Origin of the sequence: Streptomyces sp. E-08, assembly GCF_049913095.1 — a bacterium.
In the GTDB taxonomy this organism is placed as follows: domain Bacteria; phylum Actinomycetota; class Actinomycetes; order Streptomycetales; family Streptomycetaceae; genus Streptomyces.
This window is the reverse complement of sequence record NZ_CP183971.1, coordinates 6761245-6785925: the sequence shown is the minus strand read 5'-3', so window position 1 is coordinate 6785925 and position 24681 is coordinate 6761245. Positions and strand designations below refer to the sequence as shown.

Genomic DNA, 24681 nt, shown 5'->3' with positions numbered 1-24681 from the left:
GTCACCTGCCGGTCGACCACCCGGCGCGCGGAAATGATCTCCGCCGCCGGGCCGGAAGGACCGGTCAGACGTCGAGGTCGACGACGACGGGAGCGTGGTCCGACGCGCCCTTGCCCTTGCGCTCCTCGCGGTCCACGAAGCTGTCGGAGACCGCCTCGGCGAACGGCTTGTTCCCGTAGACCAGGTCGATGCGCATGCCCTTGTTCTTCGGGAAGCAGAGCTGGCGGTAGTCCCAGTACGTGAACGGGTGGTCGTACTTGAGGGGGCGCGGGACCACATCGGAGAGGCCGGTCTCGCGGAGCCCGGCGAGCGCGGCCCGCTCCGGCTCCGTCACGTGCGTGGCACCGTCGAAGACGGCGATGTCCCAGACGTCCTCGTCGGCCGGCGCGATGTTGTAGTCGCCGAGGACCGCGAACGGGCGCTCCCCCGCCGCGTCCTCCGCGACGGCCGCCTTGAGGGCCTCCAGCCAGCGGAGCTTGTAGGCGTAGTGCTCGTGGGCGACCTCGCGGCCGTTCGGCACGTACACCGACCAGACGCGGACCGGGCCGCAGGTCGCCGAGATCGCCCGGGGCTCCTCCACCCCGTCGTACTCCGGGCCGCCGGGCAGTCCGGTGACCACGTCGGCGAGGCCGACGCGGGAGACGAGGGCCACGCCGTTCCACCGCCCGGTGGCGTTGACCACGGACTCGTAGCCCAGGGCGCGCAGCTCCTCGGTGGGGAACTGCTCGGCGGTGCACTTGGTCTCCTGGATGCACAGCACGTCGGTGCCGCTGCTCTCCAGCCAGGCCAGGAGCCGGGGCAGCCGGGCGGTGATCGAATTGACGTTCCAGGTGGCGATGCGCATGGGCGCAAGCCTACTGGCGGGGTGTGACAGTCGGCCTTCCCGCCGCTCAGAGCTCGGCGGACGCGCCGGACGCGAGGCGGGCGTGCTCGGTGCCGCCGAGTGCTCCGATCTGACGGTCGTAGATGGGCCGGGCGAGGTCGGTGAGCAGGGCGTCGTGGATGTCGTACGCCCGGCGCGGCCGGACCTCGCGCACGTAGTCGATGACCTCGGAGATCTTGTTCCAGGGGGCCATGACGGGCAGCAGCAGCGTGTCGACGGGGTGGTCGGGCACGGTGAGCGCGTCGCCGGGGTGGAAGACGGCGCCGTCGACGAGGTAGCCGACGTTGGTGATGCGCGGGATGTCCGGGTGGATCACCGCGTGCAGCTCGCCGTGGACCTGGACGTCGAAGCCGGCGGCCGTGAAGGTGTCGCCGTGCCCGACGGTGTGCACCCGCCCCGGGAAGGCCGCCGAGAGCCGGTCGGCGACGCTGCGCAGCGTCCAGATCTCGGCGGCCGCGTTCGCGTCCAGGGCGGCGCGCAGGCGGGCCTCGTCGAAGTGGTCGGGGTGCTCGTGGGTGACGAGCAGCGCGTCGGCTCCGAGGACGGCGTCCTCCTCGGTGAACATGCCGGGGTCGAGGACGAGCGTGCGGCCGTCCTTCTCCAGCCGCACGCAGGCGTGGGACTTCTTCGTCAGCTTCACGGGGCCCAGGCTACGCCGGGGGCGTCGTCTCCTCCGCGGTGACCCGGGTGACGACCCGCAGCGCGGTCTCGGCGGCCGGGAGCCCGCAGTACGCGCCCGTGTGGAGGACGATCTCGCGGAGCTCCTCGGGCGACAGACCGTTGCGGAGGGCGGCGCGGGTGTGGTCGGCGAGTGCCTCCCGGTGACCTCCGGCGATGAGGGCGGTGAGGGTGACGACGCTGCGGGTGCGCCGGTCGAGGCCCTCGCGGCTCCACACCTCGCCCCAGGCGTACCGGGTGACGAGCTCCTGGAAGGCCCCGTCGGGGTCGTCGGCGAGGGCCTGGTCGACATGGGCGTCGCCGAGGACCTCGCGGCGCAGTCCGAGTCCCTTCTCGTACGGGTCGGGCCGGCCGGTCGCGGCGGGCTCGGCGTCCGGGGCGGCCGGGGCGGGCTCGGCGGCGGGGACCGGCGGCGGGGGCGGCGGCGGCACGGCGAGGGTGCCGCTGGGCTCCTGGGCGGTGCCGGAGAAGTGCTCGGTGAGCAGGTCGGTGACGGCGGCGGGCTGCTCGACGGGGGCGAGGTGCGAGGCGCCGGGGACGACGGCGAGCCGGGCGTCGGCGATGCCGGCGACCAGGGTGCGGGCCTCGGCCGGTCCGGTGACCTGGTCCTCGGAGCCGACGAGGACCAGGGCGGGGATCCCGATGCTGCCGAGGGCCTCACGGACGTCGAAGACGGCCAGGGCCTCGCAGGCGGCGATGTAGCAGGCGGGGTCGGTCGTCCGGACCATCTGGACGGCCCAGTCGACGATGGCGGGCTGCGCGCCGGCGAAGAAGGGCGTGAACCACTGCTCGGGGGCGGTGCGGGCCATCGGCTCCAGGCCGTTGGCGCGGACGATGACACCGCGCTGGCGGAACTCGTCGGCGGTGCCGAACCGGGGCGAGGTGGCGACCAGGGCGAGGGAGGCGACCCGGTGGGGCGCGCGGAGGGCGAGGTCGAGGCCGACGGCGCCGCCGAACGAGCAGCCCGCGTATCCGAAGCGCTGGACGCCGATCTCGTCCAGGGTGGCGAGGAGCCGGTCGCCGAGCTCGGCGACGGAGGTGAAGGGCTCCGCGGGCGCGCCCCCGTGTCCCGGGAGGTCGAAGCGGACGACCCGCCACTCGCGGGTGAGGTCCGGTATCTGCCGGTCCCACATGTGGAAGGTCGTGCCGAGGGACGGTCCCAGGACCAGGACCGGGGCGTCCTCTCGCCCGTCGACACGGTATTGCAGGGTGTTCGTCGGTGTCTCACTCACGTCCTGCACGCTCTCACATCCGGCCGTCCCCCACCGGGAGGGGGTCGGATTGTCCTGGTTCGCTTGACTCAGCCGTCGTGGAGGTCCGTGCCGAGGTAGCGGTCGAGCGGGGGCTCCTGGGCGAGGACCGCTCCGATGGTGACGGCGAAGGTGAGGGCGGCGCAGACCACGATCAGCCAGGACAGCATGGTCAGGACCATGCCCAGTGAGCCGTACTCGGCCAGCGCGCGGTCGAGGGCGCCCGGCATGTAGAGCCGTGCGGTGAGGCCGAGGACGGTCGTCGCGGTGCCCGCCAGGAGGGCGCCGGGCAGCAGGGGCAGCCAGCGGATCCGCTTGGCGAGCAGGAGGTGCTGGGTCCACAGCCACACGCACGTGCTGACCAGGAAGTACAGCGGCAGGCCCAGCCAGGCGCCGGCTCCGAAGCCGTCACGGAGGGGGGCCTGGAGCAGGACCACCACGACCAGGGCGAGCAGCCACACGGTCCATCGCCAGGCCCCGATCCGGGTCCCGGCCTTGGGCAGCCGCCAGGCCCGTTCGCAGACCCTGGCCATGGCGCGGCTGAAGCTCGTGGCCGACACCAGGGCGACGAGGGCACCCACGACGCCGGTGGTGTCCCGCAGGGCGTCGTCTTCCTTGTCGCTGCTGTTGCCGTTCAGGACCTGCTGGAGCTGCTGGTCGGAGGAGCCGGTGAGTCCGAAGATGGCGCGGAGGGACTCCAGCATCTGGTGCCGCACGCCGCTCGGGGCGAAGGCCGCGAGGGCGAACAGCAGGGGTACGGCGGCCAGGAAGGCCTGGGCCGCGAGCCGGGTCGCCGCGTCCAGGAGGTTCCCGCTGACCAGTCTGGCGGTCAGTTCCGTGAGGACGGGAAAGCGTCTCTCGGCTCCGGCGCGGATGTTCCGCACCCGGGTCGCCCACGACATCCCGCCTCCCGACCCCGCCCGGCCCGTCCCGCCATTGGACGTGACGGCGCGTCCGCGCGCGAGCCGGGGGCTTCCTCCGGGGGAGGTCCGGGCGTCAGGGGCTCGTGGTGGAGACCGCGTACACGCGGGGGAAGGCGGGGTCGGTGAGGTCGACGGTGATGTCGCTGTGCGGGCGGGGTGCCTCGCGGGTGACCGTGGTGCCCGCCCAGGTCATGCCGTCGGCGAAGGCCCAGCCGGCGATTTCGGCGTCGCGCTCGCCGACGGTGATCCGGCCCGGGGTGAGCGCGGAGCGGGAGGTCCCGGACTCGGCGAGGAAGGCGTCGAGCCCGCCGGCGGTCGTCGTGAACTGGACGTACAGCCGGCTCGTCTTCCAGTTGCTGGTCTCGTAGTAGGCGACGCCCCAGGCCCCGGCGGGGATCGGGACCTCGAAGACCCGGCGCTTCATCAGCGAGGGCCAGTTGTCCTGGAGGCCGGCCGCCGACGACTCGCGCTCCTTGTCCCGGCCGCTGTCGCGGCTCTGGCCCGCGGAGATGACGAGGTAGCCGGCCGGGATGCCGACGAGCAGCACGATGATGACGGCCGTCAGCCAGCGGCGGCGGATCATGTGCCGCCGGTCCTCGGGCAGCTTCTCCTGCGGGGGGCGGGACGCGGTGGACTGGTGGGGCACGGTCATGAAGGCGGGTCCTCGGGGGTACGTGCGGTCCGGCCCGAGGTCCCGTTGCGCAGGGCCTGGGCGTAGCGCTCGTACCGTTCGTACCGCTCGACGCGGCGGCGGTTGGCGCGGCGGAAGCGGCGGGCGACGAGCCGGGCGAGGTCGGCGGCACCGACCATGCCGGCCTCGGGGCCGAGCTGGGCGCGGGTGATGCGGGCCTCGGGACGGTAGCCGCGGCCGGTGAGGTGGCGGCGGAAGGCGTCCCTGGCGGGGCCGATGAGCAGGTCGTCGGCGGCGGAGACGCCGCCGCCGATGACGAAGCAGGAGGGGTCGAGGGCGGCGGCGAGGTTGGCGATGCCGACGCCGAGCCACTGGCCGATGTCCTGGAGGAGCTCGACGCACATGGCGTCGCCCTCGCGGGCGAGCTCGGTGATGAGCGGGCCGGTGATCTCGGGGATGTTCCCCTTGACCCGCTCGATGATCTCGTACGCGACCGGGGAGTCGGCCGCGGCGAGTTCGCGGGCCTCGCGGACCAGCGCGTTCCCGGAGCTGTACTGCTCCCAGCAGCCGCGGTTGCCGCAGGGGCAGCGGTGGCCGCCGGGGACGACCTGCATGTGGCCGAACTCGCCCGCGACGCCATACTTGCCCCGCTTGACCTGGCCGTCCTCCAGGATGGCGCCGCCGATGCCGGTGCCGAGGGTGATCATGACGAGGTGGTCCTCGCCGCGTCCGGCGCCGAAGCGCCACTCGGCCCAGGCGGCGGTGTTGGCGTCGTTGTCGACCATGACGGGGACGGCGAGGCGGCCCTGGAGGGCGTCGCGGAGGGGTTCGTTGCGCCAGGCGAGGTGCGGGGCGAAGAGGACCCTGGCCCGGTCGGCGTCCACCCAGCCGGCCGCGCCGATGCCGACGGCGTGCACGTCGTGCCGGTCGGAGAGGTCCAGGACCAGTTCGACGATGGTGTCCTCGACGACCTTGGGGCTCTTGGACTTGTCCGGGGTCTCCGTGCGGAGCTTCTCCAGGATGTTGCCGTCGGCGTCGACGACGCCGGCCATCACCTTCGTACCGCCGATGTCGATGCCGACGGTCGGCACCCGGGGCGCCGTCAGGTGGGAGCGCCGCTCCCGGGTCCCGACGGTGCGCAGCACGGTCCCGCGGGCGGCTCCCCGGTGGGCGAGGTCACGGTAGGTACTCATCGGCTCCGATTCTGCCAGGTGGGGTGTGAAGGGGTCGTCACGTCGCCCGGCGCCGGTCACGTGCCGTTCGGCCGCTCCAGCTCGTGGCGCAGGTCCTCCAGCTCGCTGCCGCCCGCCATCTGCCGGGTCAACTCGTCGAGGGTGACGGAGTCCTTGGTGTGGCTCGCCGCCATGACGCCCCGCTGGAGCAGGACGAAACGGTCGCCGACGAGGTAGGCGTGGTGCGGGTTGTGCGTGATGAGGACCACGCCGAGGCCCTCGTCGCGGGCGGCGGCGACGTACTTGAGGACGACCCCGGACTGCTTGACGCCGAGGGCGGCGGTCGGCTCGTCGAGGACGAGGACCTTGGCGCCGAAGTGGACGGCGCGGGCGATGGCCACGCACTGGCGCTCGCCGCCGGAGAGGGTCCCGATCGGCTGGTCGACGTCACGGAGGTCGATGCCCATGCGGAGCAGCGCCTCGCGCGTGGTGGAGCGCATCAGGCCGACGTCGAGCCGCTTGAAGGGGCCGGATCCCCTCGTCGGCTCGGAGCCGAGGAAGAAGTTCCGCCAGACCGGCATGAGGGGGACGACGGCGAGGTCCTGGTAGACCGTGGCGATCCCCCGGTCGAGGGCCTCGCGCGGGTTGGCGAGGGTGACCTCCTCGCCCTCGATGCGGAAGGTGCCGGCGTCGTGCCGGTGCAGGCCGGCGACGATCTTGATGAGGGTGGACTTGCCGGCTCCGTTGTCGCCGAGGACGCAGGAGATCTCGCCCGCGCGGACCTCCAGGGAGACGCCTTCGAGGGCGCGGATGTTGCCGTAGTACTTGCTGACGCCGGTCAGCTCGACGAGCGGGGTCGGCTCCGTGGTCACTTGGTCGCCTCCACGCGCTTGCGGATCCAGGCGTTCAGCAGGGTCGCCAGGAGGAGCATCGCTCCCAGGAAGAACTTGAACCAGTCGGGGTTCCATTCGGCGTACACGATGCCCTTGCTGGTCATGCCGAAGATGAGGGCGCCGACGGCCGAGCCGATGGCCGAGCCGTATCCGCCGGTGATCAGGCAGCCGCCGATGACGGCCGCGATGATGTAGATCAGCTCGTTGCCGACGCCTTCGCCGGACTGGACGACGTCGAAGGAGAAGAGCAGGTGCTGGCCGGAGATCCAGGCGCAGAAGGCCACGCCCATGTAGAGGCCGATCTTCGTGCGGTAGACGGGGACGCCGACCGCGCGGGCCGCGTCGGCGCCGCCGCCCACGGCGAAGATCCAGTTGCCGAAGCGGGTGCGGAGCAGGATCCAGGTGGCGAGGGCGACGAGGCCGAACCACCACAGGATGGTGACCTTGAACTCGACGCCGCCGATCGTGACCTCCGAGGCGAAGAGCTTCCGCGCGGAGGCGAAGCCCTCCATGTCGGCGATGGTCTTGGTGGAGACGGTGCCGCTGATCAGTTTGGTGAGGCCCAGGTTCAGGCCGGTCAGCATGAGGAAGGTGCCGAGCGTGATGATGAAGCTGGGCAGCTTGGTGCGGGTCAGCATGAAGCCGTTGAAGACGCCGATCGCCAGGGTGACGAGCAGCGAGACGCCGACGCCGACCCAGACGTTCGCCGTCATCTGGTAGCTGAACATCGACGAGACGAGCGCGGAGCTGGTGACCAGGACACCGGCGGAGAGGTCGAACTCGCCGCCGATCATCAGCAGGGCGACCGGCACGGCCATGATGCCGATGGTGGAGGCCGCGTAGAGGACGGTGCCGAGGCTGGCGGGTTCGAGGAAGCTGTCGGCGACCACCGCGAAGAAGACGAAGACGGCGATCGCGCCGACGACCGAGCCGAGCTCGGGGCGGCCCATCAGCTTCTTCAGGGGGGTGGTGCGGAGCAGCCGTTCGTCGACGTGGTCGACACCGTCCGACCGCGGGGCGGTGGAGCTCATCGGGTGCCCCGATCCGCGTACTGCTTCAGCGCGGCGGCCTGGTCCTTGGTGATGATCTGGGGGCCGGTCAGGACCGGCTTGCCGCCGCCGAGGACGTCGGCGTTGTAGCGGTAGAGCCAGAGCAGGTCGACGGCCTCGTAGCCCTGGAGGTAGGGCTGCTGGTCGACGGCGAAGCCGAGGGTGCCGGCCTCCAGGGACGTCGCGACCTTGGCGTTGAGGTCGAAGGTGTCGACCTCGGCCTTGCTGCCCGCGCTCTTCGCAGCCTGGACGGCGGTGTCGGCGAAGGGGGCGCCGAGGGTGACGACGGCGTCGACGGCTTTGTCGGACTGGAGCTTGGCCTCGATGGAGGCCTTGACGTCGGGCATGTTGGTGCCGTCGACGTACAGGTTCACGAGCTCGCCGTCGAAGGTCTTCTTCACACCTGCGCAGCGCTGCTCGTGGCCGACGTTGCCCTGCTCGTGCAGGACGCAGAGGGCCTTCTTCTTCCCTCGCTTGTCGAGCTCCTCGCCGACGGCCTCGCCGGCGACGGTCTCGTCCTGGCCGATGTGGGTGAGCGCCCCGTAGGCCTTGGACACCTCGGCGCCCGAGTTCACGGTGATCACCGGGATGCCGGCCTTGACGGCCTTCTCGACGGCGGCCTTCATGGCGTCGGGCTTGGCGAGGGTGACGATCAGCCCGTCGACGCCCTTGGCGACGTACGAGTCGATCAGCTGCGCCTGCTGCTGGGCCTCGTCGCTGTGGGCGTAGAGGAAGTTGATGTTGTCCTTGGCGGCGGCCTGCTTGGCGCCCTTCTGGACGATGTCCCAGAAGGTGTCGCCGTCGCCCGAGTGGGTCACCATGGCGAAGGTCCACCGGGGGGTGTCGACGGCCGCCCTGCCCTGGGCCTCGGCGGCCTTGCGTGCGTCCTCCGCCCGCTTTCCGCCGGTGCTGCTGCACCCGGCGAGCGCCGCGGTGAGTGCGAGGGCGAGCACGGCGCCGACTGCGGCGCGTACCCCTCCTGTCCGAAGCCTGGTCACGAGACCGTGCCCTCCTTTGTGTCCTTCTGCGTGCATTGCAGTATCGGTCATGCGGGTCGCGGCACTGGTGAGGGGCCCCCTGGAGTGGCTACGGACGGACCATCAGCTGGAACTCGAAGGAGTAGCGGGCGGCCCGGTAGAGGTGGGAGCCGTACTCGACGGCGCGTCCGGTGTCGTCGAAGGTGACGCGCTCCATGGTGAGCAGCGGGGCGCCCTCCGGCTCGTCGAGGAGCGCGGCCTCCTCGGCGGTCGCCGCGCGGGCGCCGACGGCCTGCCGGGCGCTGTGCAGGGTGAGGGCGGCGGAGCGGAGCAGGCGGTAGAGGCCGGTGGTCTCCAGGAGCCCGGTGTCCGGGTCGACGATCCCGGCGGGCAGGTGGTTGCGGAGGTACGCCATGGGTTCGCCGTGCGCGGTGCGGAGCCGTTCCAGGTAGCGGACCTCGGTGCCCTCCGGTACGCCGAGGGCCGCGGCGACCGGTCCCGCGGCGGGTTCGAGGCGGTTGGCCAGGACCCGGGTGGCGGGGCGCTGCCCGGCGGCGGCGAGGTCGTCGTAAAGGCTGCTGAGCTCCATCGGGCGCCGGACCCTGCTGTGCACGACCTGGGTGCCGACGCCCCGGCGGCGGACCAGGAGGCCTTTGTCGACGAGGGTCTGGATGGCCTGGCGGACGGTGGGCCGGGAGAGGCCCAGGCGGGAGGCGAGGTCGATCTCGTTGCCGAGGAGGGTGCCCGGGGACAGCGTCCCGTTCTCCACGGCGCTCTCCAGCTGCTGGGCGAGCTGGAAGTAGAGCGGGACCGGACTGGTGCGGTCCACGGCGAGCGGGGGCAGGGGGGAGCCGGACTGCTTGGGCACGGGGGGAGCGTAGCCCGGGGTCACTGATGACAGGAAGCAGATGACGGGAAGCCATGACATCCGGTTGTCCTGACACATCCTTGACACTGGGTGCGCCCGGCTCCACGGTGGGGCCATGCGCATCGGACTCATCGGTACGGGACGGATCGGGAGCTTCCACGCGGGTGTGCTGGCCCGGCACCCGGAGGTCGAGTCGCTGGTCGTGGCCGACGCGGACGCCGTCCGGGCGGCCGGGGTCGCGGGGGCGCTCGGGGCGGAGGCGGCGCCGGACGTGGACGCGCTGCTCGGGCACGCCCTGGACGCCGTCGTGATCGCCTCGGCGACGGCGGCGCACGCGGAGCTGATCTCCCGCGCCGCCGGGGCGGGCCTGCCGGTCTTCTGCGAGAAGCCGATCGCCCTGGACGTGCCGGGGACGCTGGCCGCGCTCGACGCGGTGGCGGAGGCGGGCACGGTGCTCCAGCTGGGGTTCATGCGCCGCTTCGACGCGGGGTACCGGGCGGCGCGCGAGGCGGTGCGGTCGGGGCGGCTCGGCCGGCTGCACACCGTGCGGGCCGTGACCTCCGACCCGGAGCCTCCGCCCGCCGCGTACCTGCCGCTCTCCGGCGGTCTCTTCCGCGACTGTCTCGTGCACGACTTCGACATCGTCCGCTGGGTGACCGGGCGGGAGGTCGTCGAGGTGTACGCGACGGGCTCGGACGCGGGCCCCGCGATGTTCCGTGCGGCGGGCGACGTGGACACGGCGGCGGCCGTGCTCACCCTGGACGACGGCACACTGGTGACGGCGACCGCGACCCGGTGCAACGGCGCCGGGTACGACGTCCGCATGGAGCTGGCGGGCGAGCGGGACCAGATCGTGGTGGGCCTGGACGACCGGAGCCCGCTCGCCTCGGTGGAGCCGCAGGGCCCGCCCGCCCCGGGAAAGCCCTGGCCGGGTTTCCTGGAGCGGTTCGCCCCCGCGTACGAGGCGGAGCTGGACGCCTTCGTCCGCCTGGTGCGCGGCGAGGCGCCCAACGCCTGCGACGGCCGGGAGGCCCTGGCGGCCCTCAGGATCGCCGAGGCGTGCGAGCGCTCGCGGCGGGAGCGGGGTCCGGTGCGGCTGGACAGCCGCTAGGGGGCGTCTTGTCGATCACGCCGCGAGCCCGGCCTGATCGGCAAGACACCCCCTAGCCGTGTCTCACCATCGGACCGGCAGCTGCCGGACGCCGCGCATCAGGAGGCCCGGCAGCCACTCCCAGGGCGCGCCCTCGGGGTCGAGTTCGAGCCGGGGGAAGCGGTCCAGGAGGGTGCGAAGGGCGATCCTGCCCTCCAGGCGGGCGAGCGGGGCGCCCAGGCAGTAGTGGATGCCGTGGCCGAAGGCGAGGTGGCCCCTGGTGTCGCGGCGGATGTCGAAGCGGTCGGGCTCGGGGAAGCGGGCCGGGTCCCGGTCGAGCGCGCCGATGCCCACCAGGACGCTCTGCCCGGCGGGGATCACGGTGTCGCCGATGGTGACGGGCTCCCCGGTGAAGCGGAAGGTGCCGGTCTCCACCGGCCCGTCGTACCGCAGGGATTCCTCGATGGCTCCGTCGAGGAGGGACGGGTCCGCGCGCAGGGCGGCGAGCTGCTCGGGGTGGGTGAGCAGGTTGCGGACGGTGTTGGAGATCAGGTTGACGGTGGTCTCGTGCCCGGCGATGAGCAACAGGTAGGCCATGGCGCGGAGTTCGGGGCCGGAGAGCCGGTCGCCGTCCTCGGCGCGGGCGGCGATGAGGCCGGAGAGCAGGTCGTCGGCGGGGCCGGCGGCGCGCTTGTCCTCGATGAGGCCGTCGAGGTAGCCGCCGAAGCCCTCCAGCGCGTCGAGGATGCCCCGCTCGCCGGTCGGGGTGACGAGCTCGTTGGACCAGCCGCGGAAGGTCTCGCGGTCCGCGGCGGGGACGCCGAGGAGTTCGCAGATGACGGTGATCGGCAGCGGGAACGCGTAGGCGTCGACGAGGTCGGCGCGGCCGGCCGGTTCCATGGCGTCGGCGAGCTCGTGGGTGAGCCGCTCGATGCGGGGCCGCAGGCTCTCGACGCGGCGGCCGGTGAACTCCGCGGTGACCAGGCGGCGCAGCCGGGTGTGGTCGGGGGCGTCCGCCGAGAGGAGGTGGACGCCGATGACGTCCTCCTCCGGCGGCCGGACGCCGATGACGGACGGGGACTTGGCGAGCCGGGGATCGGCCAGCGCCGCGCGCCCTTCCTCGTGGCCGACGACCAGCCAGAACTGGAAGCCGTCGGGCATCCGGATCTCGTGGACGGGACCTGCTTCGCGGAGCTTCGCGTAGAAGGGGTACGGGTTCGCGGTGAAGTCCGCGCCGTACTCCCCCAGTTCGATGACGGACATCGAGGCAGACTATCCGACTAGTCGTTCTCCTCCTCGTCGACGAGGCCCGCGTCGTGGACCAGGAGCGCGATCTGGACACGGTTGTTGAGGCCGAGCTTGGCGAGGATCCGGGAGACGTGGGCCTTGACCGTGGGGACGCTCATGTACAGCTCGGCGGCGATCTCCGCGTTGGACCGGCCGTGCCCGACGGCGACGGCCACCTCCCGCTCGCGGTCGGCGAGTTCGGCGAGCCGGCCGGCGGCCGTGGCGCGGCGGGGCCGGTCGGACCGGTCCTGCTCCACCGCCACGTGGGTCATGAGCTGGCGGGTGACGGCCGGCGAGAGGACGGGGTCGCCGGCGACGACCCGGCGGACGGCGGCGACGATCTCGGCGGGAGGCGTGTCCTTGAGGAGGAACCCGGCGGCGCCGGCCCGCAGGGCGCGCAGCACCTGTTCGTCGGCGTGGAAGGTGGTGAGGACGACGACCTCGGGGGCACCGGGCTGGGCGCGCAGGCGTTCGGTGGCGGTCAGACCGTCCACGTGGGGCATGCGGATGTCCATGAGGACGACGTCCGGGGCGTGCCGGGCGACGAGTTCGGGGACCTCGCGGCCGTCGGCGCCCTCGCCGACGATCTCGAGGTCGTCGGCGCCGCCGAGCATGAAGGTGAGGCCCGCGCGGACCATGGGGTCGTCGTCGACGAGAAGCAGCCGGATGGTCATGGGGGCCACGGTAGCCAGGCGTGCAGGGCGAACCCGCCGTCGGGGGCCCGGCCGTGTTCCATCCGGCCGCCGGCGAGGGCGGCGCGTTCGGTGAGGCCGATGAGGCCCTGGCCCGAGCCGGGGACGTGCGGGACCGGGCCCGCGGGGGCCGGGTTGTGGACGTCGACGGTGAGGCCTTCGCCGGGGCGGCCCCGGACGGTGACGGTCACCGTGGTGCCGGGGGCGTGCTTGCGGGCGTTGGTGAGGCCTTCCTGCGCGATGCGGTAGACGGTGCGGCCGGTGGCGGCCGGTACCGCGGCCGGGTCGTCGACGGTGCTGTCGAGGACGACCTCCGTACCGGCCTCGCGGGACTCGCCGACCAGCGCTTCGAGGGTGGCGAGGGTGGGCTGGGGCCGGTCGCCCTCGCCGTTCTCGCCGGGCGCGCGCAGGACGCCGATGATCTCGCGGAGGTCCTGGAGGGCTTCGTGGGCGCTGTCCCGGATGACCCCGGCGGCGCGGGCGATCTGCTCGGGCGGGGCGTCCGGCCGGAACTCCAGGGCTCCGGCGTGCACGCTCAGCAGGGTGAGCCGGTGGGCGAGCACGTCGTGCATCTCCCGGGCGATGGCCTCGCGGGCGAGGCGCTGGGCCTGGGCGGCGCGCAGTTCGGCCTCGGCCTCGGCGCGGCGGGCGCGTTCCCTGAGGGCTTCGACGAGCTGGCGGCGGGCGCGGACGAGCATGCCCCAGGCGGTGACGAGCAGGATGAGGAGGAAGCCGAGGGCGATGGAGAGCCAGAAGTCGGTGGTGGGGTCGGGGCGGACGAAGACCTGGATCGTGGAGGTGACGGCGGCGAACGCCACGATCCAGCCGACCTCGCGGAACGGCCGGCGCACGGCCACGCTGAAGAGGCTCGCGAGGAGGGCGCCCGCGGCGACCGGGGCCACCGTGTTCGCCACGGACAGGGCGACGGCGAGCCCGACCGGCCAGCGGCGGCGCCCCCAGAGGGCGCAGCAGGCGGCGGCTCCGGCGAGCTGGTCGAAGAGGCTGACGGGCTCGCTGGTGTACTGCGCGCTGGTGTCGGCGGCGATGAGGCCGACGAAGGCGGCGAGGAGGAAGAGGGAGGTGTCCACGATCCAGTCGCGGACGGTACGGCGGGGCCGGGCCGCCCCGCCCCCGCCCGGTTCGACCAGGTGGGAGGGGAGCAGCCAGCGCTGCCGGTCCGTGCGAGTCATGTCCGCAAATGTACGCAGGCCGGGGGCGGTCCACCGGCCGTGCGGGCCGTCGGGCTACCGGAGTCACCCAGGTCGATACTTTGGTATCGGTCGCCGTAGACGAGCGGCGGACGCGGCCGTCGGGCCCGCCCGGCCATCATCGGATCATGAAGAAATTCCTTGAGGGCCTCGGAGCGATCCTGCTCGTGGCCGGTGTGGCAGGAGTGATCCGCGAGATGACCGGCGGCTGGTTCCACTTCCTGGGTCTGACCCGGTTCCTCACGGAGAACGTGGGGTTCCTGGAGGGCCGGGAGCTGTTCGCGAACATCGTCGTCGCGATCCTCGGCCTGGCCCTCGCGATAGGGGCGAGCCGCATGGCTCAGGACTGAGACGGTGGTTTCCGGCGTGCTTCCGGATCCGGCTCAGGCGCTCGCCCGGTCGAGGCGGTTGACCTCGGCGAGGTGCTCGGCCATGCGGTGGGAGACGGCGCCGCTCGTGAAGAGGACCGCACCGACGACGGCGAAGGGGACGGAGCCGCCGAGCACGGCGAGAGTCCCGGGCCAGTCGCGGGACGCGACGCAGTCCTTCTCGTGGACGTAGTCGCTGCTGAGGAGGGCGGGGCAGGGGCTGCCGCCGCCGTCGGCGTCGTCGTACGGGGTGAGGAGGAGGACGCCGAACCAGACCCAGAGCAGGCCTGCCACGGCGAGCAGGCCCAGACCCCAGCCCTGGGTGCGCCGGGCCCGGGCGCGGAAGCTGTTGTCGTACACGAGTGAACTCATGATCGAGGAACCTACCGGGCGTCGCCGTCGGCCGTGCGGCGGCCCCAACTGGTGCCCGCGAGAACGAGGATCGCGCCCGCGATCCCGAGGACGCCGGGGCGGTCGCCGGCGAGGGCGATGCCCGCTGCGGCGGCCCAGAGCGGCTCCGTGCCGAGCAGGAGGCTGACCCGGGACGGCGAGGTGCGGCGGACGGCCCACATCTGCACGAAGAAGGCGAAGAGCGTGCAGAAGACGGAGAGGAAGAGGAGCCCCGCCCACTCGCGGGGGCCGAAGTCGAGGGCCACGGCCCAGGGCGAGGCGCCGGTGCCGGGGAAGGCGGCGATGACGGCGAACACGGCGACGGCGGAGCCGAGCTGGACGGTGGTGAGGGAGAGCGAGTCGGCCGAACGGACCGCCTTGATCCGGGACATGGCCAGGACGTGGACGGTACGGGCGAGGGCGGCGAGCAGCATGAGCAGATCACCGAGGGAGGGGGCGGTGAATCCGCCGGACTGGGTCAGCAGGACGACACCGGCGACGGAGAGCGCGGCGGCGGCGAGGAAGGCCCGGGGCGGTCTGACGCGGGTGACGGCGGCCTCGGCGAGCGGGGTGAAGATCATGGTGAGGCTGATGATCAGGCCCGCGTTGGTCGCGGAGGTGTGGACGACGCCGTACGTCTCCAGGAGGAAGATCCCGCTGAGGATCAGTCCGAGCGTCGCCGCGCCGCGCCACTGGGCCGCGCTCAGGGCGCGCAGCCTGCGCCGGCCCGCGGCGACGAGGACGGGCAGCACCACGGCGAACCGCAGCACGAGGACCGCGATGACGGTGTGGCCGGTGGTGATGCCCTTGGCCGCGAGATAGCTGGTGCCCCAGACGACGGCGACGAGCAGGACGGGCAGGTCGGTGAGCCAGGCCCGGCGCGGGGCGCCCAGGGACAGGGGTGCGGCAATCGACGACGAAGCTGACATTGCGGCCGAATCTCCAACTCTTGGGGCGTGGTGGAGACTTCGACGGCTCGCACGTGGAGCGATCACCGTACCCGCAGGGGCCCGTGGCGGCTACACCTTTCCCGCCGCCTCCGGCTCAGTAGCTGCCGTACGTGGGGCGGCCGGCCAGTTCGTACGTGTGGAGGGCGACACCCGTGCTGCTGGTGCGCGCGTCGGTGAGGCGGAAGGCCGTGGGGCGGACGCCTTCGGTGAACAGGCGGCGGCCGGTGCCCAGGACCACGGGAAAGACGTGCAGATGGAGGGTGTCGATGAGGTCGTGGTCGAGGAGGGTGCGGGCCAGGCCCGCGCTGCCGTGCATCTGGATCTCGCCGTCGATCCGCTCCTTGAGGGCGGCGACCTCTTCGACGACGTCACCGCGGAGCAGGGTGGTGTTCTCCCAGTCCGCCGAGGTGAGGGTGGTGGTGGCGACGTACTTGGGGAGGCCGTTGAGCTTGGAGGCGACGGGGTCCGCGGGGTCGGTGTGCTTCGGCCAGTAGCCCGCGAAGATGTCGTAGGTGTGGCGGCCGAGGAGGAAGGCGGTCGGCCGCTCGAAGATCTCGGTGATGCGCTGCCCGAAGTCCTCGTCGCCGAAGGGAACGGACCAGCCGCCGTGCCCGAATCCGCTGCTGCGGTCCTCCTCGGGGCCTCCGGGTGCCTGGATGACGCCGTCGAGGGTGAGGAACTGGGTGAGGCTGAGGGTGGCCATGGTGGGTGCCCTTTCTGTTCTCCGGACCATCGTGTCTCACCCCTTCCGACTCCGCGGCCCGGCGGAACTCATCGGTGATCGGGTCGGAGTCCGATTCCCGCCAGCTTCGGGGCACCCCACCGACTTTCATTGAACCCGCAACCACTTGGTTCTTCTCACGGAGGTTTCGGGATGTCCACGATGAACGGCACGGCGGCGGTCCTGGTGACGGGTGGCAGCCGGGGGATCGGCGCGGCGACGGCGGTACGGCTGGCCCAGGAGGGCGCCGACGTGGCCTTCACCTACGTCCAGGACGAGGCGCGGGCCAAGGAGGTCGCCGCGCGGATCGAGGCGGCCGGCCGCAAGGCGCTGCCCCTGCGGGCCGACGCGGCCGACGCCGGGGACGCTGCGGGCGCGGTGGAGTGGGCGGCGGACGCCCTCGGGCGCCTCGACGTCCTGGTGAACAACGTCGGCGCCGGCGTCCTCGGCCCGCTGGAGTCGCTGTCCCTCGCGGACGTGGACCGGGTGCTCGCGGTGAACGTCCGGGCGGCCTTCCTCGCCTCGCAGGCGGCGGCCGCGCGGTTCTCCGGGGGCGGGCGGATCGTCACGATCGGCACCTGCATGACCCAGCGGGTGCCGGGCCCCGGCGGGACCCTGTACACGACGAGCAAGGCGGCGCTGATCGGCCTGACGAAGGCGCTCGCACGGGAGCTGGGCGGGCGCGGCATCACGGCGAACATCGTCCACCCCGGTCCCGTCGACACCGACATGAACCCGGCGGACGGGCCGTACGCGGAGGGGCAGGCGGCCATGACGGCGCTCGGCCGCTTCGGCACCCCGGACGAGGTGGCGGCGATGGTCGCCTTCCTGGCGGGGCCGGGCGGACGGTACGTGACGGGCGCCGAGTTCTCGGTGGACGGCGGGCACGCGGCGTAACGCCCGGACGGGAGGGAAAGCGCCCCTGAAGAGGGGCGATTGCGCGAGGGCGCACCGGTGCTGTCGGGTCGGTGCGCCCTCGCGGGCCGGGCGGGGTGTCGTACCCGCCCAGTCGGTGGAGGAGCCGGCTAGCCGCCGATCTCCTGGTGGCGGGCGGTCAGCCGCGCCGTACCGGCCTCCGTGAGGGAGCCGAAGAGACGGAGGCGGGAGATGCCGCCGTCCGGGTAGATGTCGATCCGGACGCGGGAGCCGACCGCCGGGGTGTCGAGTACGAACCGGTGGTTGGTGTCGGGCTGGAGGCGGGTCCGGGGCAGGATCTCGGTCCACTCCTCCGAGCCCTCGGCCGCGACGGAGAGGGCGGCCCAGCCCGCGCTGTTGCCCTTGAGGTAGGCGGTGTCGATCTCGACGGCGCGGATCTCGGACTCGGCGACCAGGCCGTAGCGGATCCAGTCGTTGCCCTTGTCGCGGCGGCGGCGGGTCTCCCAGCCGTCGTCCATCTTGCGCGAGCGGCCCGGCTGGATGGTGTTGGTGGCCGGGGAGTAGAAGCGGTCCGAGGCGTCTTCGACCTGACCGCCGTTCTCCAGGGCGGCGAGGTCGAAGGTGCCGAGGACGCCCAGCCAGGCCGGGTCCGGGGCGACCTCGCCGTAGACGCGGAGGCGGGCGATGCCGCCGTCCGGGTGCTGGTTGACGCGCAGGTGCGTGAAGCGCTGCTCGACGTCGACGGCGAAGCCGTTGGCGGCGTGGCCGCCGACCGCGGTGCGCGGGACGAGCGTCGTCCACTTCACGTCGTCGGCGAGCAGCTCCTCGGGCGAGGGCGAGCCGGCCACGGAGGTCGCCTCGACGGAGACGGCCTGCGGGTAGTTGCCGCGGAAGTGGGCGGTGTCGAGGACGATGCCGCGGACGACGCCGGGCGCGCCGAGGCGTACCAGCGCCCAGTCGTGGTCGTCCTCGGTGGGGTGCGGCTGCTGGGCCGAGACACCACGGCGGCGGCGGGTCTCCCAGCCGTCCATGATCTTGCCCTTGTGGCCGAAGTGCTCGGGGTCGAACTCGGCGGCCTCGGGCTTCAGCAGGTTCTCGCGCTCGGCGAAGAACTCGTCGTTGGCCGCGATGACGCCCGCGCCCAGGCGCCGGTCCGCGAGGTCCGCGTACTGGGTGAAGGGGAAGTCGGCCGTCCGGTAGTCGGCGTACGGGTCGCCGCCGCCGTAGGGGCTGGCATCACCGGTGAAGCTGGGTATGGACGACACGTCAGTTGTTCCTTTCGAGGAGGCGGCCGGAGGGTTCGGCGAGGGTGCCGCGGTCGGCGATCTTCTCGCCGCGCAGCCAGGTGGAGGTGACGACGCCGCTGAGGGTCTTGCCCGCGTAAGCGGTGATCCGGTTGCGGTGCTGGAGCTCCGCCGGGTCCACGGTGAAGGCGGCCTCCGGGTCGAGGACCGCGAAGTCGGCGTCCCGGCCGGCCTCGATCGCACCCTTGCGGTCCAGACCCGCGAGGCGGGCCGGGGCCTCGGACATCCAGCGCACCACGTCCGTCAGGTCGAACCCACGACGACGCGCCTCGGTCCAGATCGCGGGCAGACCCAGCTGGAGGGAGGAAATGCCGCCCCAGGCCGAGGCGAAGTCCGGCGTCTTCAGATCGGCCGTGGACGGGGAGTGGTCGGAGACGATGCAGTCGATCGTGCCGTCCGCCAGCCCCTGCCACAACGCGTCCTGGTTGACGGCCTCACGGATCGGCGGGCAGCACTTGAACTCGGTGGCGCCGTCCGGGATCTCCTCCGCGGTCAGCGTGAGGAAGTGCGGACACGACTCCACCGTGACCTTGACGCCCTCCGCCTTCGCCGCGGCGATCAGCGGCAGCGCGTCCGAGGACGACAGGTGCAGCACGTGCACCCGGGCGTCCAGCCGGCGGGCCTGGTTGATCAGGTTCTCGATCGCCGTGTTCTCCGCGTCCCGAGGACGCGAGGCGAGGAAGTCGGCGTACGCGCCGCCCGACCGCTGCGGAGCCGCCTCCAGGTGGTGCGGGTCCTCCGCGTGCACGATCATCAGCCCGCCGAAGCCGGAGATCTCCGCCAGCGAGGTGGCCAGCTGGTCCTGGTCGAGCAGGGGGAACTCCTCCACCCCCGACGGCGACAGGAAGCACTTGAAGCCGAAGACGCCCGCGTCGTGCAGGGGCCGCAGGTCCTTGACGTTGTCCGGCAGGGCACCGCCCCAGAAACCCACGTCGATGTGCGCCTTGCCGCGCGCCACCTCCTGCTTGACCCGCAGGTTGCCCACCGTGGTGGTCGGCGGCAGCGAGTTCAGCGGCATGTCCAGCAGCGTCGTGATGCCACCGGCCGCCGCCGCCCGGGTGGCCGTCCAGAAGCCCTCCCACTCGGTGCGCCCCGGGTCGTTCACGTGCACGTGCGTGTCGACCAGACCGGGCAGGACCACGTCGTCACCGACGTCCTCCAGCCGGGCACCGGCCGGCACCTCCGCGTCGTACGGCAGCACGGCCGCGATCGTCCCACCCGAGACGGCGATCGACGCCGGGCGCGTCCCCTCGGGGGTGATGACGCGTGTCGAGCGCAGGACCAGGTTGACGTCCACCCGTACCCCTTCTTCAAGCACTTCAGCGGGAAATTCAACGAACTGTTGAAAAGGAGTCTTCACTTCCGGGCGACGGGTCGTCAAGGGCACACTTCCAGCATCCGCCGCCGATGGACCCGACTTAGAGGTTTCCACAAAGTGGAATGGAAATTCCGTACAGTAGAACGTAGCTCCGTACATGCGGGCCAGACCCGGACCGCTCCGGGCCGTCACCGACACCGGACAAACACCCCCTGACCGGCGCTGACGCCGACACCGGGACCGTGTGCCCCGGCGGACGGCCCGGTAGGCTGCTGCCTTGCCCGCCTGCCCCGAAAGGACCGTTGCCGTGCCGACGTCCAGCGCCAGCACCACCGACGCCGCCAAGCCCGCCGCCGCGAGCGGAGGCGTCCAGTCCCTCGAGCGCGCCTTCGACCTCCTGGAGCGGATGGCCGACGCCGGGGGCGAGGTCGGGCTGAGCGAGCTCTCCGCCAGCAGCGGACTCCCGCTCCCCACCATCCACCGGCTCATGCGCACGCTCGTCGCCTGCGGCTACGTGCGCCAGCAGCCCAACCGCCGGTACGCGCTCGGCCCCCGGCTCATCCGGCTCGGCGAGTCCGCCTCCCGCCTCCTCGGCACCTGGGCCCGCCCCTACCTGGCGCGGCTCGTCGAGGAGACCGGCGAGACCGCGAACATGGCGCTGCTCGACGGCGACGAGATCGTGTACGTGGCGCAGGTGCCGTCCAAGCACTCGATGCGTATGTTCACCGAGGTCGGCCGCCGGGTCCTGCCGCACTCGACCGGCGTCGGCAAGGCCCTCCTCGCACACACGCCGGCGGAGGAGGTGCGGGCGCTGCTCGCCCGAACCGGCATGCCGGCCGCGACCGAGAAGACCATCACCACCCCGGACGGCTTCCTCGACGCGCTCGTCGCGGTCCGTGAGACGGGCTACGCGGTCGACGACAACGAGCAGGAGATAGGAGTCCGCTGCCTCGCGGTCTCCGTCCCCGACTCCCCCACCGCGGCGGCCATCTCCATCTCGGGCCCGGCGGGCCGGGTCACCGAGGCGGCTACGGAGAAGATCGTCCCGATCCTCCAGGAGGTCGCCCGCGAGCTGTCGGCGGCCCTGGCGAACACCTCGGGCAACGGCCAGGGCTGAGGCCGGCCCCCCAGCTGCGAGAACGGCCGGGCGCACACCACCCGTGGTGGTGCGCGCCCGGCCGTTCTCGTGACCCCGCGGCGGCCCTCAGGCCCGTACCGACTCCGTCAGGCGGCCGTCCTGGACCGTCACCGTGTGGTCCGTGCGGGCCAGGTGCGTGCGGTCGTGGGTGACCAGGACCGTCGCCGTCCCGCGCTCCGCCGTCAGCGTGGCGAGGAGGTCCATGACCGCCGCCCCCCGCTCGTGGTCCAGGGCGCTCGTCGGCTCGTCGACCAGGAGCACGGACGGCTCGTTCATCAGCGCCCGCGCGATGTTCACGCGCTGCCGCTGACCGCCCGACAGCTGGTGCGGCCGCCGGTGCGCCTGGTCCGCGAGGCCGACCGCGCCGAGCAGGTCCATGGCCCGGCCCCGCACCTCCTTCGGCGCGCGCCCGGACAGATGGGCCATCACCTGGAGCTGCTCCACCACGCTCAGCGAGGGCAGCAGGTTCGGCTGCTGGAACACGATCCCGATGTGCTCCCGGCGCAGCTCCGCCTTGGCGGCGGCCGTGAGCCCGCCCGTGTCCGTACCGGCGACGACGACCCGCCCCTCGTCCGGCGTCACCAGGGTGGCGGCGACGGCGAGGAGGCTGGACTTGCCGGAGCCGGACGGGCCGACGACGGCCGTGAGCGTACCGGCGGGGACGGTGAGGGAGACGGCGTCGAGGGCGGTGAGCCGGCCGTCGCCGTCGGGGTAGGTGAGGGTGACGGCGTCGAGGACGAGGCTCATCGGGCGCTCCCGAGGGCGGTGAGGGGGTCGACGGCGGTGATCCGCCGGATGGACAGGGCGGCGCCGAGGACGCCGAGGACGACGATCACGGCGGCCGGTCCGAGGACGGTGAGCGGCTCCAGGACGAAGGGCACGTTCCCGCCGCTGACGAGGGCGCCGATGCCGACCGCGAGCCCGGTGCCGAGCAGGGTCCCGGCGGTGAGCATGAGGACGGCCTGCCCGAGGGCGTCCTTGAGGAGGTACGGGGTGGAGGCGCCGAGCGCCTTGAGGACGGCGACGTCACCGCTGCGCTGGATGGTCCAGACGGTGAAGAACGCTCCTATGACGAGCGCGGAGATGGCGAAGAGGAAGCCGCGCATGAGCTGCAGCGAACCGTTCTCGGCCTGGTAGGACCCTATGGCGGTGAGGGCGCCGTCGAGGGTGCGCGCCTCGGTGCCGGCGGCCTTGTCGCCGGCCGCCCAGTCGACGCCGTCGCCGCTCAGCGCGATGACGGTGGCCTGCTCCTCCGGGGTGGTCCCGCTGTGGCCGAGCCTCTGCCAGTCGTCGAGGGAGGTCCACACCACGGGCGTGTGGCTGTACGAGGCGTCGCCGGAGACCGCGGAGACAGTGACCTCCAGCGAGCCGAGGCGGACGGTGTCGCCGGCGCCCACGGCGAGCTCCTCCGCCGCCGACTCGGACAGGACCGCCCTGCCCGCGCCGACGGCCCCGGGGGCGAGGCCCGCGTGCGGCTCCGAACCGAACGCGGAGACGGCCGCGGTGCGGTCCCCGGCGGCGGCGTTGAGGGTACGGATGCCGAGCGGATCGGCCTCCGTCACCCCGGGCCGGCCGGCCCAACCGCGCCACTGCTCCTCCGTCACCGTCGAGTTGGTGAAGGAGGCCGACTGCCCGGACGGCGGTGCCGCGAACGCCAGCCGGTCGGCGGGCAGACCGGTGATCGCCGAGATGTTCTCTCGCGCGAGTCCGGCGGTCAGCCCGGACAGCAAACCCACCAGCAGGGTGATCAGCACGATCACCGTGCCCATGAGGGTGAAACGCCCCTTGGCGAATCTCAGGTCTCTCCATGCCACGAACATGCTGACCAGAGTGGTCCGCGAGGCGCCCCGCGGGCATCGCGCCACGGATGGCTCCGCAATCAAACTTTCGGTTGAGTCCGGATTGTCTCCCGGTGTCTACGCTGGTGGGACCATGGATCCCCGCTCTCTCACCCCCGCCCTGCGCGCGCTGCGCCTCTGCCTCCACCTCCTCATGGCGGGCCTGCTCGTCCTGGCGGCGGTACGGGCGGACTCGGCCGGCGGGACGGTCGCGGCGGTGCTCATGGGCGCGGTCTACGCGGCCGGCTCGTACCTGCCGTCCGTGCGGGGCTCGCAGCGGGCCGCCGCCGTCTGGCTGGCGGTCCTGGGAGTGTCCTGGCTCGCGCTGCTCTGGCTCACACCGGAGGCCCTCTGGCTGGCGTTCCCGCTGTACTTCCTCCAGCTGCACCTGCTGCCCACCCGCTGGTCGCTGCCGGCCGTGGTCCTGACGGCGGGCGCGGCGATCCTCTCGTACGTGGGACACGGCGCCGCGCTCAACCCGGGGGTGTTCATCGGGCCGCTGCTCGGTGCGGCGGTCGCCGTGGCGACGGTCCTCGGCTACCAGGCCCTGTACCGGGAGAGCGAGCGGCGGCGCCGGCTCATCGAGGAGCTGATCGAGACGCGGGCGGAGCTGGCCGCGGCGGAGCGGCACGCGGGGACGCTCGCCGAGCGGGAGCGGCTCGCCCGGGAGATCCACGACACGCTCGCGCAGGGCCTGTCCTCGATCCAGCTGCTGCTGCGGGCGGCCGAGCGGGTCCTCCCGCCGGACTCCCCCGCCGCGGGGCACATCGGCCGCGCCCGCGAGGCGGCCCAGGACAACCTGGCGGAGGCGCGGCGGTTCGTCCGGGCGCTGTCGCCGCCGGACCTGGAGCACGGCTCCCTCGCCGCGGCCCTGGAGCGGCTCTGCGAGCCGGTCGCCGAAGTTGCCCCGGGGGCGGGGCCGCGGGTGCGGTTCTCGGTGAGCGGGACGCCGGCCGAGCTGCCGACCCCGTACGAGGTGGCGCTCCTCCGCATCGCGCAGTCGGCGCTCGCGAACACGGTGCGGCACGCCTCGGCCTCGCGGGCGGAGATCACCCTGTCGTTCATGGACGCGTCGGTGACCCTGGACGTGGTCGACGACGGCCAGGGCTTCGACCCCGCTTCCGTACGCCCCTCCTCCGACGGCGGTTTCGGGCTTCCGGCGATGCGCTCGCGGGCGGAGTCGCTGGGCGGCACGTTCACCGTCGAGTCGGCGCCCGGCCAGGGCACCGCCGTCGCCGTCTCCCTCCCTCTCCCCGCAGGAGCCTGAAGCATGACCATCCGACTTCTCCTCGCCGACGACCACCCGGTGGTACGGGCGGGCCTGCGCGCGGTCCTCGACACCGAGCCGGACTTCGCCGTGGTCGCGGAGGCCGCCACGGCCGAACGGGCCGTGGAGCTGGCCGCGGCGGGGGACGTGGACGTGGTCCTGATGGACCTCCAGTTCGGGTCCGGGATGCACGGCTCGGAGGCGACGGCGGCGATCACGGCGGCGCCCGGCGGGCCGAAGGTGCTGGTCCTGACGACGTACGACACGGACGCGGACATCCTGGCGGCGGTGGAGGCGGGCGCCTCCGGCTACCTCCTGAAGGACGCGCCGCCGGAGGAACTGGCGGCGGCGGTCCGGACGGCGGCGGCCGGGCAGTCGGCCCTCGCGCCGGCGGTGGCGCACCGGCTGATGGACCGGATGCGGACGCCGGCGGAGGCCCTGACCAAACGCGAGCTGGAGGTCCTCCAGCTGGTGGGCGAGGGCTTGTCGAACCAGCAGATCAGCAAGGCCCTGTTCCTCAGCCAGGCCACGGTGAAGTCCCACCTGGTGCACATCTTCGCGAAGCTGGGCGTGGACTCGCGCACGGCGGCGGTGGCGGCGGCGACGGCGCGGCGGCTGATCAGGCGGTGAGCCCGTCCGTCCGGACCTCGGCCGACGAGGCGGTCCTGGCCCCCATCAGCTCCTGGAGGGACCGCATGCACGGCAGGCAGTGCCGGTCCGTCGGCGTTCCGTCCGCGGCGCGGTCGACGCTCTGACCGCAGAGGCTGCTGAGCGCCTCCTTGGCGATCACGTGCCAGACCGGAAGTCCGCTGGAGTGGTCGGGCGCGATGTGCATCTCGTACATGGCAGGTTCCGTTCTCCGGGGGTCCGGGTCCCACCCAACGCGTGCCGGGCGGCACCGGCACGGCGG

The 24681-nt window shown here is 72.9% G+C and carries 27 protein-coding genes; 6 read left to right on the top strand and 21 right to left on the bottom strand.

Annotated elements, in window-relative coordinates:
- Positions 1-64: 64 nt before the first annotated feature.
- The 10 genes from ACN9MM_RS31230 to ACN9MM_RS31185 form a co-directional block, all read right to left on the bottom strand.
- Positions 65-844, bottom strand: a complete 780-nt coding sequence (locus ACN9MM_RS31230; RefSeq protein ID WP_426367059.1) for an exodeoxyribonuclease III — start codon at positions 842-844, stop codon at positions 65-67.
- Positions 845-890: 46 nt separating this feature from the next.
- The gene (locus tag ACN9MM_RS31225) at positions 891-1523 is read right to left on the bottom strand and encodes an MBL fold metallo-hydrolase (protein WP_426367057.1); all 633 of its coding nucleotides are present in this window, start codon (positions 1521-1523) and stop codon (positions 891-893) included.
- Positions 1524-1533: 10 nt separating this feature from the next.
- Positions 1534-2793 (bottom strand): alpha/beta fold hydrolase, encoded by a 1260-nt coding sequence (locus ACN9MM_RS31220; protein ID WP_426367056.1) that lies wholly within the window; start codon positions 2791-2793, stop codon positions 1534-1536.
- Between the two features lie 68 nt (positions 2794-2861).
- Complete coding sequence (locus tag ACN9MM_RS31215) at positions 2862-3713, bottom strand: YhjD/YihY/BrkB family envelope integrity protein (protein ID WP_426367055.1); 852 nt, start codon at positions 3711-3713, stop codon at positions 2862-2864.
- Between the two features lie 94 nt (positions 3714-3807).
- Positions 3808-4386, bottom strand: a complete 579-nt coding sequence (locus ACN9MM_RS31210) for a hypothetical protein (RefSeq protein ID WP_426367054.1) — start codon at positions 4384-4386, stop codon at positions 3808-3810.
- Positions 4383-5558 carry an ROK family glucokinase gene (locus ACN9MM_RS31205; RefSeq protein WP_426367053.1) on the bottom strand — a complete coding sequence of 392 codons (1176 nt, stop codon included), beginning with the start codon at positions 5556-5558 and terminating at the stop codon, positions 4383-4385. Before ACN9MM_RS31205 ends, ACN9MM_RS31210 begins: the two co-directional genes overlap by 4 nt.
- A gap of 56 nt (positions 5559-5614) precedes the next feature.
- Positions 5615-6409 (bottom strand): ATP-binding cassette domain-containing protein, encoded by a 795-nt coding sequence (locus ACN9MM_RS31200; RefSeq protein ID WP_426367052.1) that lies wholly within the window; start codon positions 6407-6409, stop codon positions 5615-5617.
- Positions 6406-7461, bottom strand: a complete 1056-nt coding sequence (locus ACN9MM_RS31195) for an ABC transporter permease (RefSeq protein WP_426367051.1) — start codon at positions 7459-7461, stop codon at positions 6406-6408. The genes ACN9MM_RS31200 and ACN9MM_RS31195 overlap by 4 nt, the downstream gene beginning before the upstream one ends.
- Complete coding sequence (locus ACN9MM_RS31190; protein WP_426367049.1) at positions 7458-8477, bottom strand: sugar ABC transporter substrate-binding protein; 1020 nt, start codon at positions 8475-8477, stop codon at positions 7458-7460. The genes ACN9MM_RS31195 and ACN9MM_RS31190 overlap by 4 nt, the downstream gene beginning before the upstream one ends.
- A gap of 88 nt (positions 8478-8565) precedes the next feature.
- Positions 8566-9285, bottom strand: a complete 720-nt coding sequence (locus tag ACN9MM_RS31185; RefSeq protein ID WP_426368867.1) for a GntR family transcriptional regulator — start codon at positions 9283-9285, stop codon at positions 8566-8568.
- Positions 9286-9439: 154 nt separating this feature from the next.
- On the opposite strand from ACN9MM_RS31185, the gene ACN9MM_RS31180 reads away from it, so the two are divergent.
- The gene (locus tag ACN9MM_RS31180; protein WP_426367047.1) at positions 9440-10435 is read left to right on the top strand and encodes a Gfo/Idh/MocA family protein; all 996 of its coding nucleotides are present in this window, start codon (positions 9440-9442) and stop codon (positions 10433-10435) included.
- Positions 10436-10498: 63 nt separating this feature from the next.
- Here ACN9MM_RS31180 and ACN9MM_RS31175 read toward each other — a convergent pair whose 3' ends face one another.
- The 3 genes from ACN9MM_RS31175 to ACN9MM_RS31165 are packed head-to-tail and all read right to left on the bottom strand — an operon-like array spanning position 10499 to position 13583.
- Positions 10499-11677 carry a cytochrome P450 family protein gene (locus tag ACN9MM_RS31175; RefSeq protein ID WP_426367046.1) on the bottom strand — a complete coding sequence of 393 codons (1179 nt, stop codon included), beginning with the start codon at positions 11675-11677 and terminating at the stop codon, positions 10499-10501.
- A gap of 17 nt (positions 11678-11694) precedes the next feature.
- The gene (locus ACN9MM_RS31170; RefSeq protein WP_426367045.1) at positions 11695-12375 is read right to left on the bottom strand and encodes a response regulator; all 681 of its coding nucleotides are present in this window, start codon (positions 12373-12375) and stop codon (positions 11695-11697) included.
- The gene (locus ACN9MM_RS31165) at positions 12372-13583 is read right to left on the bottom strand and encodes a sensor histidine kinase (protein WP_426367044.1); all 1212 of its coding nucleotides are present in this window, start codon (positions 13581-13583) and stop codon (positions 12372-12374) included. The genes ACN9MM_RS31170 and ACN9MM_RS31165 overlap by 4 nt, the downstream gene beginning before the upstream one ends.
- A gap of 146 nt (positions 13584-13729) precedes the next feature.
- Here ACN9MM_RS31165 and ACN9MM_RS31160 point away from each other — a divergent pair, with 146 nt between their 5' ends.
- On the top strand, positions 13730-13951 hold the full coding sequence (locus ACN9MM_RS31160) for a hypothetical protein (RefSeq protein ID WP_426367043.1): 222 nt from the start codon (positions 13730-13732) through the stop codon (positions 13949-13951).
- 33 nt (positions 13952-13984) lie between these two features.
- Here the strand turns inward: ACN9MM_RS31160 and ACN9MM_RS31155 are convergent, their stop codons facing one another.
- The 3 genes from ACN9MM_RS31155 to ACN9MM_RS31145 form a co-directional block, all read right to left on the bottom strand.
- On the bottom strand, positions 13985-14341 hold the full coding sequence (locus ACN9MM_RS31155; protein ID WP_426367041.1) for a hypothetical protein: 357 nt from the start codon (positions 14339-14341) through the stop codon (positions 13985-13987).
- A gap of 11 nt (positions 14342-14352) precedes the next feature.
- Positions 14353-15288, bottom strand: coding sequence for a DMT family transporter (locus tag ACN9MM_RS31150; RefSeq protein WP_426367039.1), 936 nt, complete (start codon positions 15286-15288; stop codon positions 14353-14355).
- Positions 15289-15403: 115 nt separating this feature from the next.
- Positions 15404-16012 (bottom strand): dihydrofolate reductase family protein, encoded by a 609-nt coding sequence (locus tag ACN9MM_RS31145; protein WP_426367038.1) that lies wholly within the window; start codon positions 16010-16012, stop codon positions 15404-15406.
- Positions 16013-16183: 171 nt separating this feature from the next.
- Between ACN9MM_RS31145 and ACN9MM_RS31140 the strand changes: the two genes are divergently transcribed.
- Positions 16184-16927 (top strand): SDR family NAD(P)-dependent oxidoreductase, encoded by a 744-nt coding sequence (locus ACN9MM_RS31140; protein ID WP_426367037.1) that lies wholly within the window; start codon positions 16184-16186, stop codon positions 16925-16927.
- Between the two features lie 128 nt (positions 16928-17055).
- Here ACN9MM_RS31140 and alc read toward each other — a convergent pair whose 3' ends face one another.
- Together alc and allB are read right to left on the bottom strand one after the other, a co-directional pair.
- A complete protein-coding gene (alc, locus tag ACN9MM_RS31135) occupies positions 17056-18171 on the bottom strand; it encodes an allantoicase (RefSeq protein ID WP_426367036.1) in 1116 nt (371 codons plus the stop codon).
- 1 nt (position 18172) lies between these two features.
- Positions 18173-19507 carry an allantoinase AllB gene (gene allB, locus ACN9MM_RS31130; protein ID WP_426367035.1) on the bottom strand — a complete coding sequence of 445 codons (1335 nt, stop codon included), beginning with the start codon at positions 19505-19507 and terminating at the stop codon, positions 18173-18175.
- A gap of 328 nt (positions 19508-19835) precedes the next feature.
- Here allB and ACN9MM_RS31125 point away from each other — a divergent pair, with 328 nt between their 5' ends.
- Positions 19836-20645 carry an IclR family transcriptional regulator gene (locus ACN9MM_RS31125; protein WP_352022189.1) on the top strand — a complete coding sequence of 270 codons (810 nt, stop codon included), beginning with the start codon at positions 19836-19838 and terminating at the stop codon, positions 20643-20645.
- 87 nt (positions 20646-20732) lie between these two features.
- On the opposite strand, the gene ACN9MM_RS31120 is transcribed toward ACN9MM_RS31125, so the two are convergent.
- A complete protein-coding gene (locus ACN9MM_RS31120; protein ID WP_426367034.1) occupies positions 20733-21413 on the bottom strand; it encodes an ABC transporter ATP-binding protein in 681 nt (226 codons plus the stop codon).
- Positions 21410-22486, bottom strand: coding sequence for an ABC transporter permease (locus ACN9MM_RS31115; protein WP_426367033.1), 1077 nt, complete (start codon positions 22484-22486; stop codon positions 21410-21412). The genes ACN9MM_RS31120 and ACN9MM_RS31115 overlap by 4 nt, the downstream gene beginning before the upstream one ends.
- Positions 22487-22598: 112 nt before the next feature.
- Here ACN9MM_RS31115 and ACN9MM_RS31110 point away from each other — a divergent pair, with 112 nt between their 5' ends.
- Positions 22599-23771 (top strand): histidine kinase, encoded by a 1173-nt coding sequence (locus tag ACN9MM_RS31110; protein WP_426367032.1) that lies wholly within the window; start codon positions 22599-22601, stop codon positions 23769-23771.
- A gap of 3 nt (positions 23772-23774) precedes the next feature.
- Complete coding sequence (locus ACN9MM_RS31105) at positions 23775-24401, top strand: response regulator (RefSeq protein ID WP_382865596.1); 627 nt, start codon at positions 23775-23777, stop codon at positions 24399-24401.
- On the opposite strand, the gene ACN9MM_RS31100 is transcribed toward ACN9MM_RS31105, so the two are convergent.
- Positions 24391-24615, bottom strand: coding sequence for a hypothetical protein (locus ACN9MM_RS31100; protein WP_426367031.1), 225 nt, complete (start codon positions 24613-24615; stop codon positions 24391-24393). The two genes, ACN9MM_RS31105 and ACN9MM_RS31100, sit on opposite strands and share 11 nt — an antisense overlap.
- Positions 24616-24681: the final 66 nt, after the last annotated feature.

What these genes read in the sequence shown, in the direction of transcription:
- ACN9MM_RS31230 (WP_426367059.1), bottom strand. Translation starts at nt 844, where the DNA reads ATGCGCATCGCCACCTGGAACGTCAATTCGATCACCGCCCGGCTGCCC.
- ACN9MM_RS31215 (WP_426367055.1), bottom strand. Translation starts at nt 3,713, where the DNA reads ATGTCGTGGGCGACCCGGGTGCGGAACATCCGCGCCGGAGCCGAGAGA.
- ACN9MM_RS31210 (WP_426367054.1), bottom strand. Translation starts at nt 4,386, where the DNA reads ATGACCGTGCCCCACCAGTCCACCGCGTCCCGCCCCCCGCAGGAGAAG.
- ACN9MM_RS31205 (WP_426367053.1), bottom strand. Translation starts at nt 5,558, where the DNA reads ATGAGTACCTACCGTGACCTCGCCCACCGGGGAGCCGCCCGCGGGACC.
- ACN9MM_RS31195 (WP_426367051.1), bottom strand. Translation starts at nt 7,461, where the DNA reads ATGAGCTCCACCGCCCCGCGGTCGGACGGTGTCGACCACGTCGACGAA.
- ACN9MM_RS31180 (WP_426367047.1), top strand. Translation starts at nt 9,440, where the DNA reads ATGCGCATCGGACTCATCGGTACGGGACGGATCGGGAGCTTCCACGCG.
- ACN9MM_RS31175 (WP_426367046.1), bottom strand. Translation starts at nt 11,677, where the DNA reads ATGTCCGTCATCGAACTGGGGGAGTACGGCGCGGACTTCACCGCGAAC.
- ACN9MM_RS31170 (WP_426367045.1), bottom strand. Translation starts at nt 12,375, where the DNA reads ATGACCATCCGGCTGCTTCTCGTCGACGACGACCCCATGGTCCGCGCG.
- ACN9MM_RS31165 (WP_426367044.1), bottom strand. Translation starts at nt 13,583, where the DNA reads ATGACTCGCACGGACCGGCAGCGCTGGCTGCTCCCCTCCCACCTGGTC.
- ACN9MM_RS31160 (WP_426367043.1), top strand. Translation starts at nt 13,730, where the DNA reads ATGAAGAAATTCCTTGAGGGCCTCGGAGCGATCCTGCTCGTGGCCGGT.
- ACN9MM_RS31155 (WP_426367041.1), bottom strand. Translation starts at nt 14,341, where the DNA reads ATGAGTTCACTCGTGTACGACAACAGCTTCCGCGCCCGGGCCCGGCGC.
- ACN9MM_RS31150 (WP_426367039.1), bottom strand. Translation starts at nt 15,288, where the DNA reads ATGTCAGCTTCGTCGTCGATTGCCGCACCCCTGTCCCTGGGCGCCCCG.
- ACN9MM_RS31145 (WP_426367038.1), bottom strand. Translation starts at nt 16,012, where the DNA reads ATGGCCACCCTCAGCCTCACCCAGTTCCTCACCCTCGACGGCGTCATC.
- ACN9MM_RS31140 (WP_426367037.1), top strand. Translation starts at nt 16,184, where the DNA reads ATGTCCACGATGAACGGCACGGCGGCGGTCCTGGTGACGGGTGGCAGC.
- ACN9MM_RS31120 (WP_426367034.1), bottom strand. Translation starts at nt 21,413, where the DNA reads ATGAGCCTCGTCCTCGACGCCGTCACCCTCACCTACCCCGACGGCGAC.
- ACN9MM_RS31115 (WP_426367033.1), bottom strand. Translation starts at nt 22,486, where the DNA reads ATGTTCGTGGCATGGAGAGACCTGAGATTCGCCAAGGGGCGTTTCACC.
- ACN9MM_RS31110 (WP_426367032.1), top strand. Translation starts at nt 22,599, where the DNA reads ATGGATCCCCGCTCTCTCACCCCCGCCCTGCGCGCGCTGCGCCTCTGC.
- ACN9MM_RS31105 (WP_382865596.1), top strand. Translation starts at nt 23,775, where the DNA reads ATGACCATCCGACTTCTCCTCGCCGACGACCACCCGGTGGTACGGGCG.
- ACN9MM_RS31100 (WP_426367031.1), bottom strand. Translation starts at nt 24,615, where the DNA reads ATGTACGAGATGCACATCGCGCCCGACCACTCCAGCGGACTTCCGGTC.